Below are 16839 nucleotides of genomic sequence, written 5' to 3' on the forward strand. Positions count from 1 at the left end.
CAAGCAACGAGACTGCAAATTTGCAAGCAAAGTATTGGAAATCTTGGCTCGTTTAATTAAAATAATGTTGCATTAAGGCCTGATCTTTTTCCTTATAAGCAGCAAATGGCTCACTTTGCTTTAAGAGATACCATTTGATGTGTTTTTTTAAAATTGAAGCCGCTGCTTTTTTTAATGGAGACACTTTTTTTGCTTCCATTTTAAAGTAATCCTCGATCGTATCCCTTCGGAAATGGAGGATGTTTTCCAGGATATCACCATCGGCATAATAGCCACAATGAAAGTTTTTATCCGCAAAACTATGGGCGGGGAAATCGAGATTACCTAGTCCGAAAACCTGAAATGAACGCTGTAAAAAATTGCTATAACTCATACGGCAATTTTCGCCACCACCCAAGTTGAAAATTTGTTTTGACAGTTGCGTTTGGTTTTCAATGGCATTCACAAAAGCACGCGCGGTATCTCTTGGCGTTGCAATTTCTAAAGACGTGTCTAAAGGTTGGTGGAACATCAATTTAGATATTTTATGATCGCCCATAATGGCCGCCAATCTAAGAATGGTCCAATCTAAATTACTATTTTGCAATAGGGTCTCCGCTTCAATTTTAGTTTGTCCGTAACGGTCACCTTCGCTAGGAACCAATGGATCACCTACATTTATATAGGGATTTTTAAGTCGGTCGCCATATACTGAAATGGAGGAACTGTAAATAAAAAATGCCTTGGGCGACTGTATTTCCAGTGAAGTAATCAGGAGTTGTGTACCCGTGACATTCACGTTATGTGCTAAGGTAGGATTGTCATCAGCCAATGGCGGGATTATTGCGGCCAGATGTATGACGACATCTTGATTTGCAGTTGCACGAAGCACATCCGCCTTGTTGGTAATATCACCGTAAATAATGGTAATTTTGTCTTTAAATGGCGTAAACTTTTTAGTTGCGGATGCGCTTTCAAGATCAAAAACCGTGATGCGATACTTATCTTTTAAAACGAGTTGTTTTAGGGTTTCATAACCGACGGTTCCTGAAGCGCCCGTTAATAAAATTCTGATGTTTTTCATACGTGCATTGTACATTTCAAAGAGTATACCATTTTTGGTCAAAACTGTATTAAAATCCGCACCAGATTGGTTTATAGGATTATGAAATTTAAAATATATTTACACTGGTGTCTTTTGTCCTAAGAACTCCAACCTCTGAGCAAATCTTCTATAATCAGAAATTCTTGTCAGCCTTAAAATAGGATAATACGTCTTTAATTGAACTAAAAAGATTCTACGTAAATCATAGTGTAATTAAACGTTATCCGCCTTGCTGTTCTTATAAGATATGTCCTATTAAAATTAATTTCGATATATATCTTATTGATTGAAACTACGATAATCCCCCTTAAACTTAGGATTTTATACTGGTCAGCAATTTTTATGTGGGCAAGAACAGAGTCGGCCATTTTAGAAGTTTTATGCGGTATTGAGATGTAATAAATGAGAAAGATGAGTGTCCTATTGAGGATTTCATCTGAACTAAAAAAAAAGCTCCTTACGTGTTTAGTAAAGAGCTTTTTAAGTATATAGTGAACATAGCATTCACAACTAGTGCTTGGCAGGGTAAGCTGTGGAATTATGTCCCAGAAAGATCAACGCCTTTATCAAACATACCCATTCTAATTTTTGGAATCTTTTTTCTATTTTTATTATTCTTGAAACTACATGGTCATAGGTACTTCCATCAAAAGGATTTCAGTATCGCTGTCCGCTTTAATGTCTAAAGTTTCCGTATCCCAAATTCCCAGGCCGTCTCTTTCATGAAGTGCTTGTCCGTTTATGGTAACGTCACCTTTTAAAATGAAAGCGTACACACCATTTATTTGAGGGTCGTTAACCGTATAGTTTACTGATTGGTCTGTATCGAGATTGGTCATGTTGAACCAAGCATTTTGATGGATCCACACACCAGCATCATCTTCATTTGGCGATAATATTTGCTGTAATTTGTTCTTACGATCAGATTTTTGCAAGGTGATTTGATCGTAGCGCGGTTTTACATTTTGTTTGTTTGGAACGACCCAAATTTGTAAAAATTTGACCGGTTTGTCAGGATTGTTATTGTATTCAGAATGCATGACACCAGTTCCGGCGCTCATCACTTGAATATCGCCCTCTTTGATTACGGTCTCATTACCCATATTGTCTTGGTGTTTAAGATCGCCCTCTAATGGAATGGAAATTATTTCCATATCTCTATGTGGATGCGTTCCGAAGCCTTGATTTTCTGATACCATATCGTCATTTAAGACTCTTAATGCCCCAAAATTCATGCGCTCAGCATCATGGTAATTTGCAAAACTAAATGTATGTCTCGATTTTAGCCAACCGTGATTGGCATTTCCTCTAGTGTCTGCTTTGTGAAGTATTGTTTTCATAATTGTTGTTTCTGTTGTGATGGCCTACTTTTTAAGGCCAATGACTACATGTGATTTTGTTAATAGTTTCAGCATAAAATAATTTAGCATTCAAGGCTAAGGTTGCACTTTCGAATTCTGTGTAAAGGCTGGGCGCAAATCCCCTAAGGGATGCATTTTCAGCTTTCCACAAGATGGCAATTTGCCCATAGGAATTAACTTAGTTTTCCATAAACTAATCCTTTATTGTTTTTTCAATTCTCTTGTCAGGAATGATCCACATTAAAGCGACTCCCAAATAAATAACCTGACTGACTATTGGAAAAAAGAACGACATGACCACGCCTAAAAAATAGAATAGGAGGGAGAGATTCATGCGTTTATCGGTGCTGTACACCTTTCCAACGTTAGATTCTTTACCTTCATTCTGAATGACACAATGCACTAAAATCTTAAATGCGATGGCGGCCATTAATAAAACCATCCCATAAATGGCGGTTGGGTTGTCTTCAAAATGATTCTTTCCTAACCAATCTGTGGCAAATGGAAAAAGAGAAAGCCAAAACAATAAGTTCAGGTTCGCCCACAAGATACTTCCGTTCACTTTGTTGACCGCTTGAAATAAATGGTGATGATTGTTCCAATAAATTCCAACATATATAAAACTCAAGATATAGGTAAGAAATACTGGCAGTATGGGTTCTAAAGCCTCGAAGTTATAGCCTTCTGGCGCACTCATTCCCAACACCATAATAGTTATGATAATGGCTAAAACGCCATCGCTAAAGGCCTCGAGTCTGCCAGTTTTCATAAGCGACGTGGTTTTGGCAACGGCACGTATTCGTGTTCATCTCCCACTACTTTCGGAAAAGCCTCCTCATTTTGAGCCTCCCAATCTTTTTTAGCTTATTCTATAACCGCCTTGTCAGAATTGACAAAGTTCCAATGGATGTAGCGCTCCTCATCAAACGGAATGCCCCCAAAAATATACACCGTCGTATCCGGCTCCATTTCAAAAGAACACAGCGTACTATCTTTAGCGACCAAAATTTGTTTAGGTCCGTAGTTATAACCGTCTGCATTTATGCTGCCATTTAGGATGTATAGGGCACTTTCGCCGTACAAATCTTCGCCAATGGTTATCTGCTGTTTGTCTGTACTTTTTATTTCAATAAAATACAATTCACTGTGTACCGGAACTGGCGATGTTTTGTCGAAGGCTTTTCCGGCAATTAATTTAAACTGTGCGCCTTGCTCAGTCCATTGCGGAATCTCTTGTTCTTCAATGTGAAAAAAAGTGGGCTCAGAGTGCTCTAAGTGTTTAGGCAATGCTACCCAAATTTGGAGGCCGTGCAAGGTCTTTTCAGAATCCCGTAAATATTCAGGAGTTCTTTCAGAATGGACCACGCCCTTACCGGCAGTCATCCAATTGACCGCGCCTGGTTTAATTTCGACATCAGACCCCAAGCTATCTTTATGCTGAATGGAGCCTTCAAAAAGATAGGTCAGTGTAGAAAGTCCAATATGTGGGTGGGGTGGGACATCAAGATGTTCATCTTTACTCATTTTAGCAGGCCCCATATGGTCGATAAAAGTAAATGGCCCTACCGCGCGTTTTTGACGGAATGGTAATAAACGGCCTACCATAAAGTTCCCGATATCGGCAGCGCGTTCTTCTATAATTATTTCAGTATTAGACATGTGTTGTAGTATGGTTTTAAGTTAGGATTAAGCTAAGACGTCTCTAATGCTTTCATCTTTGTCAAATCTTGCTTTGGCATAAGGACAGAGTGGAATGATTTTAGAAGCGTTGTCCCGCGCATATTCTACCCCTGCCATGACCAATTGTCTGGCGTAACCTTTGCCTTCAAACTTATCGTTTACTTCAGTATGGTCAATTATGAATTTCTCTGTTCCGGCCCAAGTAAAGGTCATTTCGCCAGCTTCTTCATCATTAGCATAAATAACGAACCGTCCTTTTTTACCGTTGTCTTCTCGTTCTATACGTGTCATTGTTATGTGTAATTTAGTGTGTTTATAAAATGATTCACAATAGCTGTGAACCGCTATATTTTCTCTAGCTTAAATTTAAATTTCTCGATATCCCAATCGGCAAGTTTGGCCGCGTGGTCATAACTGTTGCGTAAAAATTCTAATAAGGTTTCAGAAGGGTTTTCGGATTTTTGAACATCTTCATAGGTCAAAATAAATTCCCCAAGGTCGTCATGAAAATAAGCTGAGCTTGGTTTAACCGCCGCCGCCTTAAATCCATCGGGGGCAGGATAGATATAACTATAAAATGCTGCAAAAGGTACGGCTTCATTACCTGGCCAAAAGCCGCAGCTCATCACTTCATGGCTGTAGGCTTCTTGAGTTACCCAGTCTGGCAAATTTGGAATGCCCCCAGGATGTAAGGGTGCTTTCCGTCCTGAAAATCGCGAAATCGCCAAATCAAAACTACCCCAGAAAAACTGCACATCGCTACTTTTTCCTCTAAATTCAGATCGGTATTGGGTGAAAACCTTATTTACTTTGAGCATGGCTTTGTGAAACTTAATGGCAGCCTCAGTATCATAAGTGCCTTCATGGTTGTCATGAAACGGAATAGCGCCTTCAATTTCATTAGGAATGGCGTTTATTTTTATGGCTATCCCAATTTCTTCCAGGTAGGCTAATACGTTTTTGTAACAACTGGACACTTTCAGGGTCTCGAGATCGAAAGTTTTCTTTTCATCGTCGCTTGAAATGATTTCCAAACGGTGCTCTAAAAAGTTAAGTACAATTTCGAGTTGCTTGTCCTCAGCGAAAATCGGACCACTGGTCAAACCGTTAGTGGTTACCTTTAAAGTGGCGTGCCATGAATGATTGATCCACGGATTTAAGGCTAATTTGATTTTACCGATAATTTGGGTCCATAGATGTACCGTTTCGTAAGTGTCCTTTGAGGCTTCAAAAGACAATTTTGGCCATGTCGTATCTTCCATAGTTGATAGATTTAAATTGTGTTATTCAAGTTGAATTGTGATAATAAGTCTAAAAGTTAATCAATTTACTGCTGAAATAATCACTTTTCATAAAGCTTTTAACCTTTGTAGAGGTATACGCAACATATTGAAGTAGCACTTTAAATTGATGTTTTACAAACGTTTAAATGATGATCACTATTGGTTAATTGTTATGACCAAGAGATTTCCAAAGTATAGATTCTGTTCCCATAAGGTTTCAATGATTTTAATATCGCTTTTGCCTATTGAATATTCAAATTTCCATCCTTAGCAAGTTGGAACATTTCAACAAAAATTTTCTTGTGAAAGATTCTGTTCCGAAAGGCTGCTAATACCGAATAGTAAGACGTCAATTGCTGAACTTCTTAATCTTCTAAATATCCAAACTTCCCGATGTTATAATCGTTAAAGGCTTCAATTAATTCAGCTCTTGTATTCATCACAAAAGGGCCTTGGGCTGCAATAGGTTCGTTAATTGGTTCACCGCTTAAAACGAGTACCAAGGCATCTTCAGAAGCTTCAATCTTAAAATTCTCCCCATCATTGGCCATTAATGCTAAATGATTGGTCAGGGTTTTTTCTTTCTCGTTCACCACAATTGATCCCTCTAAGACGAGGAGTACAGTATTGTAATTTTTAGGAAACTGAAAATCTGCTGTGCCTCCTTTAGTCAGCCTTGCGTTAAACATATGTACTGGGGTAAATGTAGATGCTGCACCTTTGGTGTCCTTATATTTTCCAGCAATGACCTCTATGTTTCCGGCGCCTTCGGGCAGTTGATATACAGGAACATCTTTATGTTTAATGGCCTGATATTTGGGATCGCTCTTTTTGTCTTTGGCAGGTAAATTGACCCAAAGTTGCACCATTTGAAAGTCGCCTCCCGTTTTACTCCATTCTTCTTCGTGATACTCTTTATGCAAAACTCCTTTTGCGGCAGTCATCCACTGAATGTCACCTTCGCCAATAACGCCACCGCCGCCACTGCTGTCGTGGTGAGCCACCCGGCCTTTATAGGCTATGGTTACCGTTTCAAAACCTTTATGCGGGTGTACACCAACGCCTTTTGGTTTATCTGAAGGCGGGAATGTGTAGGTGGAGTTATAATCCAACATCAAAAAAGGACTCATCCGTTGCATGTCCAAGCGAAACCCACTAGGAATAAAATTATGGACGCGAAAACCATCGCCTACAAAATGTGGCGCTCTTGGGCTTGCAATTAATTCGACTGTTTTTGTTGTCATAATCATGTGTTTCAAATTAAAAAATAAAGGTCGGCAGTAGGTTTCAGATCGAATTTTCGATGTTTGAAGCACGCCACTACCAACCTTTTATAAGAACTAAAATGTGCTTATTATTGTTTGATAAATTGAAGGTTTGCAATCAATTTTACCTTGTCACTTACTACAATGTTACCTGCTTCTGTAACAGCGCTCCAGCTAAGGTTATAATCTTTACGGTTGATTGTTCCTGTAGCTTCAAAACCTGATTTAGTTTGGCCGTAAGGATCTTCAGCAATACCGTTAAAATCAACATCAAGAGTAATTTCTTTTGTGGTATTTCTGATGGTCAAATCGCCAACCATTTTCTCTCCGTCAAAAGATTTTGATTTAAAAGTCAATTGTGGATATTTCTCAGCGTTGAAAAAATCGTCCGACTTTAAATGAGTGTCTCTATCGTTATTTTTTGTACTGATAGAGTCAATTTTTGCATTGAAAGCGAATTGTGCATCTTTAAAAGTATCATCTCCTGCTTCAACAGTAGCGTCAAAATCACTGAAGCTTCCAGTTACTGTAGAAATCATCATGTGTTTTACTTTAAATTCGATTTCAGAATGTGTCGGGTCTAATTTCCAAGTTGTTTTCATGTGTATGTGTTTTTATGTGTTTTATAATTTGATACAAACTTACGGCATAACATGATCCTGTGCATTGATCTATGATAAGAAATGACTTATTTGAGGATCAGAAGGTTGAAAATAGAATTTAAGATTTTTGTCACTTTATTTTGTGCTAACACTGATCAGGAGCAAGAAATTTAGACGAAGTTAGAAAGCGTATTTAAAAGGATATTTTAAACGTTTATTTTCTAAAATTCTTTTGGGCCAATTCCTTACGGACGCGGCTTAAGCTTTCTGGCGTAATGCCTAAATAGGAAGCCACCATGGTTTGAGGGACACGTAAAAGGATGTCTGGATACATTTTTACAAATTCGAGATAGCGTTCTTCTGCGTTAGAGCTCAATAACATATGGATGCGGTTTTGTAAATGCCGAATATGATTGTGGAGCAGTTTATTGTTGAATTCCGTAAACCTTGGCAGTTTCTCTGACAGCAAGTTGATAAAAGCTTGATCTATCATCACGATCTCGCTGACCTCTATGGCTTGAATAAAGTAGGCAGATGACGAATTGAAATAGACACTTTCCCGATCAGAGACAAACCAATTTTCCGGAGCAAAGGAAATGGTGTGTTCTTTGCCTTTACTGTCTATAGAATACTGCCTTAACAGGCCTTTTTCTATAAAAAAGGTGTGCTTGCTGAATTCATTTGCTCTTAATAAGAACTCGTCCCGCTTCACTTTTTTAATAGGATATTCAGCGATGAGCACTAAAAGTTCAGCCTCATCAATGCCAAGGTTTGAACTGAGGTATTTGATTAGTTTTGGACTGTTCATAAAGCTCGCAGTGGTTAGTTAAATTAAAGGCTGAATATTCAATTACCCAAAAATACACGAATAAGGATACCTATCGAAAAATTTTATGTGTTTTGAAATTTTATTTTTTAAATACCATAAGTCTAATGCGCCTAGAGATGACTACGGTCATAGGATATGTAGAAGAAGTCTTATATCTTTATTTCACTATAAAAAATCAGTACTCCTATGACAGAAATTCAGATTGCGCAGAGCGTTACCCCAAAACATATCCGAGAAATTGCCGATACACTGAGGATTCCGGAGGAGAAACTGGAATATTACGGGAATGACAAAGCAAAACTTCCGTTAGATCTTATAGATGACCAGCAGATAAAACTAAGTAAACTCATTTTAGTTACCGCCATCACGCCGACGCCTCCGGGAGAAGGTAAAACGACCACCTCCATTGGTTTAGCGGATGCACTGAATTTACTGGATCAAAAAGCGACGGTAGTCATTAGAGAGCCTAGCTTGGGACCTGTATTTGGAATTAAAGGTGGTGCAGCCGGAGGAGGCTGGAGTCAGGTCATTCCAATGGTTGACATCAATCTGCATTTTACGGGCGATTTCCACGCTATTGAAAAAGCCAACAATCTGCTATCCGCCCTTATTGAAAATAACATTCAAAGTAAAACGCGAAATTTAGGCATCGACCCTAGGACAGTCATTTGGAAACGCTGTATGGATATGAACGACCGCGGTTTACGGACCATCATTGCCGCACTTGGCGGTAAGGCTGGAGGTGTACCTAGAGAAACTGGTTTTAATATTACGGCAGCTTCGGAGATTATGGCCATATTATGCATGGCATCTGATTTAGAAGATTTGAAGCAGCGTTGCAGTAACATTTATATAGGGGACACTTGGGAAGGGACTCCTGTATTTGCCAAAGACCTCAACGCGGAAGGGGCAATGGCCGTATTGTTGAAGGATGCCATGAAGCCCAACTTAGTTCAAACCTTAGAAGGAAATCCTGCCATCATCCACGGAGGTCCATTTGCCAATATTGCTCAGGGTACTAACTCTATTGTCGCCACAAAAATGGGCATGTCCTTAAGCGATTATACCGTTACGGAAGCCGGTTTCGGATCGGATTTGGGTGCGGAAAAATTTCTAAATATCAAATGTCGCGCTGCGAGAATTTCGCCCAAAGCCGTGGTTGTAGTGGCTACTATCCGGGCGCTAAAATACCACGGTGGTAAATCGTTAAAGGAAATCACCCAAGAAGATGTGCACGCACTTATACAAGGTCTCCCTAATTTAGATGGCCATATTGCCAGCTTGAGAAGTTTTGGAATTCCAATTGTAATGTCAATCAACGTATTTAATACGGATACGGATACGGAAATTCAAATTATAAGAGAGCATTGCGAGGCTTTGAACATTCCTGTTGCTTTAAGTTATGGCTGGGAAAAAGGAGGGGCAGGCTGTGTGGATTTGGCGCAAAAAGTGATGGTGGCAGCAGCATCCTGTACAGAATCATTCCTGCCTACCTATAATTTAGAAGATACGGTAAGTGTTAAATTAAATAAGATTTGTCAAATCATTTATGGTGGCGATGCCGTCGTCTTGAGTGATTTGGCTAAAGCCCAATTACGTAAGTATGAAGCTATGGGTTACGGGTTTTTGCCGGTGTGTATGGCGAAAACCGAAAAAAGCTTTAGCGATGATCAAAAAAGATTGGGAAGACCAAAGCATTTTAATATTCACATTAGGGAATTTGAAATTGCTGCGGGTGCTGGCTTTATTATTCCAATTGCGGGTAACATGCTGCGAATGCCCGGATTGGCTGCCACACCAGCCGCTGAAAGAATTACCATTGATAAAGACGGTGTTATTGAAGGTCTATTTTAAGCTTCAATTAGGCTTTTAAAATCCTATGACCAGAATCTATTTCTGGTTGATAGGATTTTTTTATTACAAACAGAAAATTACACTCTGTTTGGAGCATCTTTTAGCCTCCTAAGCGTAAGGTAAAGGTCAATAATTGACCTAAAAATGTAAACTGATATGCTGATTATAATGAGGAAGTCAGATTATTATTGTCTCATATTCCTTATGACATTTTAAACGGGAAAAAGCAGTGGCATTTACATCATCTTTTTGATGTTTTGCAGGACGCCGCCATCTACCAATATATCAGTACTGTTGATAAATCGCGCTGCGTCACTCACCAAAAAGTGAACGACATCGGCAACTTCTTCGGGCTGACCATTTCGTTGCAAGGGCGTTGCTTGTTTGATCATTTTCATGCGTTCAGGATGTTCTTCTGAAGCTTTTAAAGCCATGGGAGTTTCAATAACCCCAGGAGAAACCGTCACAATTCTTGCACCTTTTTCGCCCCATTTCTCTGCATTTTTATGCATGAGCAACTGCACACCTCTTTTGACAAAATTATACATGGTGTCTGCATTGTTATTGACCTGATGACTCACGGTCTCGAAAGAATCTGCCGCTTGAGGATTGGCAAGCGCATTATCATAGGCCTCGTTTGCCGGTACCGTATGGGCCATCATGGACGACAGGAGAACGGCTACGGAACCTTTGGTGGCCAGCTCATAAAAGGCATCGATTAAAAGTTCAGTGGCAACAAGATCAATGGTATATACTTTACGAAGGTCCTTTGCGCTGCCACTAACTCCAGCAGTGTGAACAAGCGCTTTTAGGCTGCCCGCTTTAGACACGAAAGCCGTTAGTTTCTTGATGTCTTCTTTATTGGTGATGTCGCAGCCAATGCCTGAAACATTAAAGCCTTCTTCTGCCAGTGTGGCAACCGTTTTGTCAACACTATCCTGGGAATAATCTGTGATTATTATAGGTTGATCTTTAAACGTTCTAGCGCAAGCTTGACCGATACCCCCGGCGCCTCCTGTGATTACTATTATGTTATTAGTTGTGTTCATGAGGTTTCATTTTAAATTATAGATTTAATTCCATAATAGGTTTTATTTTTGATTGATGACCTGAAAATCCTGATTCGTAAACGGCGAGATTTCCGGAATGGTCACCACATTAAATTCCATTTCTACGGCTTGGTGACATGTATTGCAAGCTTGGGTTAATGAAGTGTAACTTGTCTTAAAGAGTGCGGCATTCTTTTGCTGAATCGCTGCGCTGATGCTATCCAACGGCGGAATAATCATCGATAGCAAGGCAGTTTCCGTCCGATCACTCTGAAATTTTTGAATGTCTTGAATGGTTTCCATCAGCTCGTGCACTTCAAAGTCGGCCAGTTTCCAGTTTTCATATTGACCGGCAAACCATAGTTTTGAGTGATGCGTTTGAAGGATGCCCATAAAATCACCAAAACCAGGTTTGTAGGTTTCGGCAAGCTTAGTTTCCAAACTATCAATACGGGTTTGCAATGCTTTTGTGTTAGTGTTCTGTTGATGGCAAGAAAAAAACAGAAGGGGTAATAGGCTTAAATAAAGCTGTCTCATGGTACTATCTTTTAGTTGTCGAATTTTTGCACGCATATCGTATCCATAGTTTGGCAAGACGTGCTAAAACACTGAAGTTAACAAATTAAAACTAATTTTGAAACCGGAATGCGATATTGTACTAATAACAGTGCTAAAACAGATCGCTCTTAATCTATTTTGAAATACTAAAGGCTTCAGTTTATCATTTCCAATTGGTACAAGTCGAAATTTTTTGCCCAATATTCCTTTTCAACATAGACCAATTCAAACCCAAATTTCTCGTAAAACTTGTAAGCAAGTTGCGATGTTCTGACACTAATCAGTTGAATGTTAGGTTGGCGATTAATATGCTTGATTCGGTGGTGCAATAATGCTTTCCCGATACCCTTACCCTGCGTTTCAGGTGCGACCATATCCCAAGAAATTCTGGCTTCATGGTCTCCTAAAATGTAATTGATGCCTCCCGCACCAAGAATTTTGGAGTGTTCTTCATATACAAAATAGTCCTCCACTTTGGTGTCCAAATAATCTGATAAATCCTGTTCCTCAGCAGGATCAAAATATTCTGGCGTATTCTGAATTAGTAGAGCAATAATTTTTGATTTGTCTTCAGTGCTGTAGTTTCTAATCATACTATGAGCGTCCAATTTTAAACACTTATACTAAGCGCGCGTTCCATTATTTGTTTTAAAACCGAGTTATTGTTGTTTCTGTTTTTCCAACTGGATAACATTCGCTTTAATTTGCTGATAACATATGTCTTTTGCCTCCGCATAGGAAATGATGTAAGTTCTGGAAACGTTGTTAACCTCATTAGGAAATTGAGCCAAAATATGATCGTAATAGCTGTCCAACTGCTCCTTAGTTGGTACTTCGTAATACAATTTAAGTTGAAATCTTCTCAATAAAGCGGTATCGATAATTTCCACATGGTTGGTGGCACAAATTAGTAACGATGTGTCTGGCAGATTGTCAATTTGCTGAATGAGAATATTCACCAATCGCTGCATTTCTCCAGAATCTTTAGCATCGTAATCTCTTATTTTTCCTATAAAATCGAATTCGTCGATAAATAAGACTGCATTCCCAAAGGAAGCTTTTTTGAAAATTTCAGCAATATTTTTTCCTGTTTCACCCAATCTTGAAGATACAAAACCACCCAAATTAAGTGTGATCACTTCTTTCTTTAAGGCTTTTCCAATGGCATGGGCTGTTGCTGTTTTTCCACAACCAGTTTTGCCGTGCAACAGAATTTTATTGTCAACAGGGATGTTCAGTTTGTTTAGGGCTTCAATAAATGAGAATTCCTCAATGAGCTGGTTTAATTTTGTCCTTATTTCCGAGCTCAGATGCAATTCATCTAATGATAAAATCTTATTTTTGGAAGATAAGGTGCTGTGATGCGTAGCCATAGGTGCAGTTTCTAAAAACAAAGATATATATTTAGAGCATTACAAATGGTTTTCCTAATAATTGTTTGGTTGAGGCGAGAATCAAGGTCCTTTCGCGATTAAACAAATAGATTACATGCTATTGCAACCGGCTCAGAACATCATAATTGAGCACCTTAGGACACTCGTCAGGAATTAATAGTCCTTTAATAGTGCACTTCCAACGTTACTACTAAGGGGCGATGATCTGATATTATTGGTGCCTCCAACAGCTGAATCTGTTTTGATTTAAATTTTACTTGCTCAGAATTTCTGTATAAAAGATGATCAATTTCAGAGGCACCCTCACCTTGAAAGCTTAAATGATCAGCTCCTTTTTCTACAAATACAAATCCTTGCTCCGCAAAATACTGCATGGTGGGCGAATCTGGAGTGCAATTGAAATCGCCAGTTATAATGGCTGCTTTATCTAAGCTGTCTATATAGTCGACTAGGGTTTTGGCCTGCTGCAGTCGGCTGCCTATGCCCTCGCTACTTTCAATCCAATCAAAATGTACGTTTGCAAATACAATATTGCAGTCTTTAGCAATATCAACTTCATGAACAATGGCGGCACGTGGTTCCTGTAAGCCATCCGGTAATTTTAGGATTTTGGTCGATGTAAATGGTTTAGCGGACAGGGTAGCCATACCGTATTCGCCATTCTGAAAGGACATAAATTTCCCAAATTTACCTTCCATTTGGGTGTGTTCGGCTAAATATTGGGTTTGGTTAACGTTATCTGAACGTGTGGTCAACTGATCAATTTCCTGCAAGCCACATAAATCTGGCGCCTGATTTTTGATGAGTGCTGCTGCTCGCGACAAATCCAATATAGTGTCCAAGCCTTTTCCGTGGCGAATATTATAAGACATGATTTTCAGATCAATCTTGCGCTGCGCTTCGACTTTATAGAAGCTAAGAGCACTAAAGCAGATTAGGAGTAATAGAAGTCTCTTCATTGTGAGAGGATTATTAGGGGTTGTTATAAGTCTAAAAATAAAGGAAACGTCGCAGTCATGCAAGAAAAAGCGTTTTATAACCGGACGGTTTATTAATGTCCAACCATTATGGAGTTATTGTCATCGTAGAGCCAAATGCACTCATGTTCATAAAGGTTTAATCATCGGATGTTATTAAACTAAAAAGATTTTTAAAAGCCCTACCGTTTCCAATGTAACTTAGGTTACTGATCGCGCGTTGTGAATGCCTTATCTTTGGAGATGCCTAAGTCAGCGCACATAGAACATTAATACTTAATTTTAAAACAAAACTATGAGACTATTTTTAATGATCCTTGTTGTCGTAGGATCCGCAGTATTTACACCGACAAATGCACAAACATCAAGTGTTATTGAAAGCGAAAATTCGGTAAAAAAGGATGGAAAATATGCCTTATTGGTGTCTAATGCACGTTATTTTCAAGCTGCAGTGAGAACGGGGGAAAGTCTTAAAGCCAATGCTCCTGAGATGGATTTTGAGGTGGTTTTAGTGGGCCAAGTCGTCAAAGATATAGTCACTGATGTAAGTTTGACTAAAACTATAGAACTGAGTAAAAAATTAGGCATTCGATTGGTGGTTTGTGAAGCAGCAATGAATCATATGCAATTGAAAAAATCCGATTATCATAGTGCCATCGAATTTACCCCGGATGGGTTTATCTATATATTTGGATTGCAAGAGAGCGGCTATAAAACTATTACTTTATAAGCTAAAATATTCTTTTTGAACGCAGTATTGTTCGTAGTAATAAGAACCCCATCACCCAGGAATTTAAAGTTTTAATTTCTGGGTTTCTTTTTTATACCATCTAGTTGGCCTTTCCTGTTTAGCAATATAAGTTCCCCATTGTAGCTATCTAATTCCTTATGACCCCGTACTTAAATAAGAGGACTACTCAGCATGAGATTAACTTTAATTCCGTTAAACATCTGTTAAGGATGGTTTCAGTGCTACCAATGATCTTTAACTTAAATAAAAAATCTAGAACGATGACACGATTATCCTTGCTTTTTGCTTTTTCCCTATTACTCAATTCTTGCAATGATGACCCTCCTAAACTAAATGAGGAGAACGCTGTTGAGCCACCAAATGTTAGTGGTGTCGTTTATTATAAAACGGACTCAAAATTAGATGTGGCCTACGCCAATTTAAAGGCGGCTCTTACTAAGAACGAAAACATTGGGATTGTCCAGGAAATTGATCATGCTAAAAATGCTGTATCGGTTCAAATGGAATTGCCACCAACTAAAGTGATTTTATTTGGAAATCCTAAGTTGGGCACACCCCTCATGCAGAAAAATCAATTAGCAGGATTAGATTTACCGCTAAAAGTACTGTTTTACGAAGATCGGGGCAGTGTTTTTGCATTGTATAATAGTACGCCATACTTGGCGTCACGTTACGATATAGGCAAGGTTGAAAGTCTTTCTCAAATCTCTGACGCTCTTCAGAATTTAGTGGGCACGGCAATGGATGCACATCCAGTACAAAGCTCTGATCAGGATGTCGGGTTGCACAAAGGGGTGGTCAGTGTTAAAAGTTCCAATGATTTTGAAACCACCTACACTAAATTAAAATCGAGCCTTGAAGCGAATGGGAATTTAAGCATAATGGCTGAGTTGGATCATCAAAAGAACGCGCAAAGCGTTAGTATGAAACTGCGGCCAACTAAAGTTATTATGTTTGGAAATCCTAAATTGGGGACGCCTCTAATGCAGTCTTCTAGAGGGATTGCTTTAGATTTGCCTCAAAAGATGTTGGTTTGGCAAGGTGCGGACGGAACGGTTTTTATTTCCTATAATAATCCGGCGTTTTTAAAAGCGAGATATCAATTAGAAGGCAATGCCGAACAATTCGAACAAATTACCAAAGCATTAGAAACACTTTCAAACGGCGCAGCCGATGCTAATTAAGAAGATGTGGCAATTAATAAGGCGCAATTGATTCTGTAGCTATAATTTCTGCTACCGCTTTCCTGTATTTTACCGGATTTGCCGCTTTCTTAATGGCCTTTAAGGTTTTTTGCGGATTAGAAGTCGATTGTGAAAAATATTCCCAAAACCCTAACATCTTCATTTTGATAGGCGTAGGGCCAGACAAATAGGCATCATATTGTTGATAAATAGTGTCGTGAAATTCTGAGAAAATTTCCCATCGGTTTTGAGGATATGATGTGGTGTTGTTCTTAATCATATTGGGTAAAAACGGATCGGCAATTAAACCACGCCCAATCATATAATGATCAATGCTCGGAAAACGGGTTTCAATGGATTTAAAAGCGGCAACACTTGTAATGTCACCATTATAATATAACTTATGCTTAGTGCTCGAGATGCACTTTTCAAAAGCGTCTAAGTTTACGGGACCTTTGTAAAGTTGTTTGCCAATTCTGGCATGAATGGCAATATTCTTAAGTGGGTAACGATCTAGGATTGGAAAAGCATCGAGAATTTCTTCAGCATGTTCATAGCCCATGCGCATTTTCATGGAGACCAAAATATCAGTTTCGTTGTGGGCCCTGTGTAATATCTCATCAATTTTGTTAGGATTACAAATCAATCCAGAGCCCATTCCCGATTTGGTAACCATCGGGTAGGGGCAACCAAGATTCCAATTCAATTCTTTATACCCTAAACTTTGCACGTATTTCGCAACAAATAAAAATTCTTCGGCATCATTCGTAATGACTTGCGGAATTACTTCAAGTGTGCTGTTGTTTTCCGGTAATAAATCATTCTCGTAAGACTGTTTAATTTTCAGCTTGCCATTCAGCCGAATGTATGGCGCATAATAGGTATCAATGCCGCCAAAGTATTGTTGAAATGCGTTCCGAAATCTGAAATCTGTAAATCCTTGTAAAGGTGATGAAAGTAAAACCATC

Annotated in this window: 17 protein-coding genes and 1 pseudogene; 3 read left to right on the plus strand and 15 right to left on the minus strand. The window is 39.0% G+C overall.

All coding sequences use genetic code 11. The annotated features are described in order from the left end of the window. Window positions 1-52: 52 nt before the first annotated feature. From ES711_RS11340 to ES711_RS11380, 9 genes and pseudogenes are all read right to left on the minus strand, one after another. A complete protein-coding gene (locus ES711_RS11340; protein WP_146893426.1) occupies window positions 53-1063 on the minus strand; it encodes an NAD-dependent epimerase/dehydratase family protein in 1011 nt (336 codons plus the stop codon). A 644-nt stretch (window positions 1064-1707) separates the two neighbouring features. Next, entirely contained in the window at window positions 1708-2424 is a 717-nt protein-coding gene (locus ES711_RS11345) for a pirin family protein (RefSeq protein WP_146893427.1), read from the minus strand. Window positions 2425-2638: 214 nt separating this feature from the next. Beyond that, on the minus strand, window positions 2639-3214 hold the full coding sequence (locus tag ES711_RS11350; RefSeq protein WP_146893428.1) for a TMEM175 family protein: 576 nt from the start codon (window positions 3212-3214) through the stop codon (window positions 2639-2641). Further along, window positions 3211-4104, minus strand: a pseudogene (locus tag ES711_RS11355) (pirin family protein). The gene ES711_RS11350 and the pseudogene ES711_RS11355 overlap by 4 nt, the downstream one beginning before the upstream one ends. 27 nt (window positions 4105-4131) lie before the next feature. Then, window positions 4132-4416: a GNAT family N-acetyltransferase gene (locus ES711_RS11360; RefSeq protein WP_146893429.1), complete on the minus strand. Its 285-nt coding sequence runs from the start codon at window positions 4414-4416 to the stop codon at window positions 4132-4134. Between the two features lie 53 nt (window positions 4417-4469). Then, window positions 4470-5387 (minus strand): DUF5996 family protein, encoded by a 918-nt coding sequence (locus ES711_RS11365; RefSeq protein WP_146893430.1) that lies wholly within the window; start codon window positions 5385-5387, stop codon window positions 4470-4472. A gap of 386 nt (window positions 5388-5773) precedes the next feature. After that, on the minus strand, window positions 5774-6652 hold the full coding sequence (locus ES711_RS11370) for a pirin family protein (RefSeq protein ID WP_146893431.1): 879 nt from the start codon (window positions 6650-6652) through the stop codon (window positions 5774-5776). A gap of 110 nt (window positions 6653-6762) precedes the next feature. Then, window positions 6763-7275: a YceI family protein gene (locus ES711_RS11375; protein WP_146893432.1), complete on the minus strand. Its 513-nt coding sequence runs from the start codon at window positions 7273-7275 to the stop codon at window positions 6763-6765. Window positions 7276-7489: 214 nt separating this feature from the next. After that, entirely contained in the window at window positions 7490-8083 is a 594-nt protein-coding gene (locus ES711_RS11380) for a Crp/Fnr family transcriptional regulator (RefSeq protein WP_146893433.1), read from the minus strand. 207 nt (window positions 8084-8290) lie between these two features. Between ES711_RS11380 and ES711_RS11385 the strand changes: the two genes are divergently transcribed. Next, a complete protein-coding gene (locus ES711_RS11385) occupies window positions 8291-9958 on the plus strand; it encodes a formate--tetrahydrofolate ligase (protein WP_146893434.1) in 1668 nt (555 codons plus the stop codon). Between the two features lie 236 nt (window positions 9959-10194). On the opposite strand, the gene ES711_RS11390 is transcribed toward ES711_RS11385, so the two are convergent. The 5 genes from ES711_RS11390 to ES711_RS11410 all read right to left on the minus strand — a co-directional run bounded on the left by ES711_RS11390 (window position 10195) and on the right by ES711_RS11410 (window position 13918). Continuing rightward, complete coding sequence (locus ES711_RS11390) at window positions 10195-11007, minus strand: SDR family oxidoreductase (protein ID WP_146893435.1); 813 nt, start codon at window positions 11005-11007, stop codon at window positions 10195-10197. Window positions 11008-11049: 42 nt separating this feature from the next. Next, on the minus strand, window positions 11050-11544 hold the full coding sequence (locus tag ES711_RS11395) for a hypothetical protein (protein ID WP_146893436.1): 495 nt from the start codon (window positions 11542-11544) through the stop codon (window positions 11050-11052). A gap of 176 nt (window positions 11545-11720) precedes the next feature. Further along, window positions 11721-12158 (minus strand): GNAT family N-acetyltransferase, encoded by a 438-nt coding sequence (locus ES711_RS11400; RefSeq protein ID WP_146893437.1) that lies wholly within the window; start codon window positions 12156-12158, stop codon window positions 11721-11723. A 66-nt stretch (window positions 12159-12224) separates the two neighbouring features. After that, entirely contained in the window at window positions 12225-12938 is a 714-nt protein-coding gene (locus ES711_RS11405) for an AAA family ATPase (protein WP_146893438.1), read from the minus strand. 185 nt (window positions 12939-13123) lie between these two features. Further along, a complete protein-coding gene (locus ES711_RS11410; protein WP_146893439.1) occupies window positions 13124-13918 on the minus strand; it encodes an endonuclease/exonuclease/phosphatase family protein in 795 nt (264 codons plus the stop codon). Between the two features lie 313 nt (window positions 13919-14231). Here ES711_RS11410 and ES711_RS11415 point away from each other — a divergent pair, with 313 nt between their 5' ends. Beyond that, entirely contained in the window at window positions 14232-14666 is a 435-nt protein-coding gene (locus tag ES711_RS11415; protein ID WP_146893440.1) for a DsrE family protein, read from the plus strand. Between the two features lie 281 nt (window positions 14667-14947). Next, window positions 14948-15871 (plus strand): DUF302 domain-containing protein, encoded by a 924-nt coding sequence (locus tag ES711_RS11420; RefSeq protein WP_146893441.1) that lies wholly within the window; start codon window positions 14948-14950, stop codon window positions 15869-15871. Between the two features lie 13 nt (window positions 15872-15884). Here ES711_RS11420 and ES711_RS11425 read toward each other — a convergent pair whose 3' ends face one another. After that, complete coding sequence (locus ES711_RS11425) at window positions 15885-16838, minus strand: tRNA dihydrouridine synthase (RefSeq protein WP_146893442.1); 954 nt, start codon at window positions 16836-16838, stop codon at window positions 15885-15887. Between the last annotated feature and the right edge of the window lies 1 nt (window position 16839).

It is taken from the genome of Gelidibacter salicanalis (assembly GCF_007997285.1).
GTDB classification, from domain to species: Bacteria; Bacteroidota; Bacteroidia; order Flavobacteriales; family Flavobacteriaceae; genus Gelidibacter; species Gelidibacter salicanalis.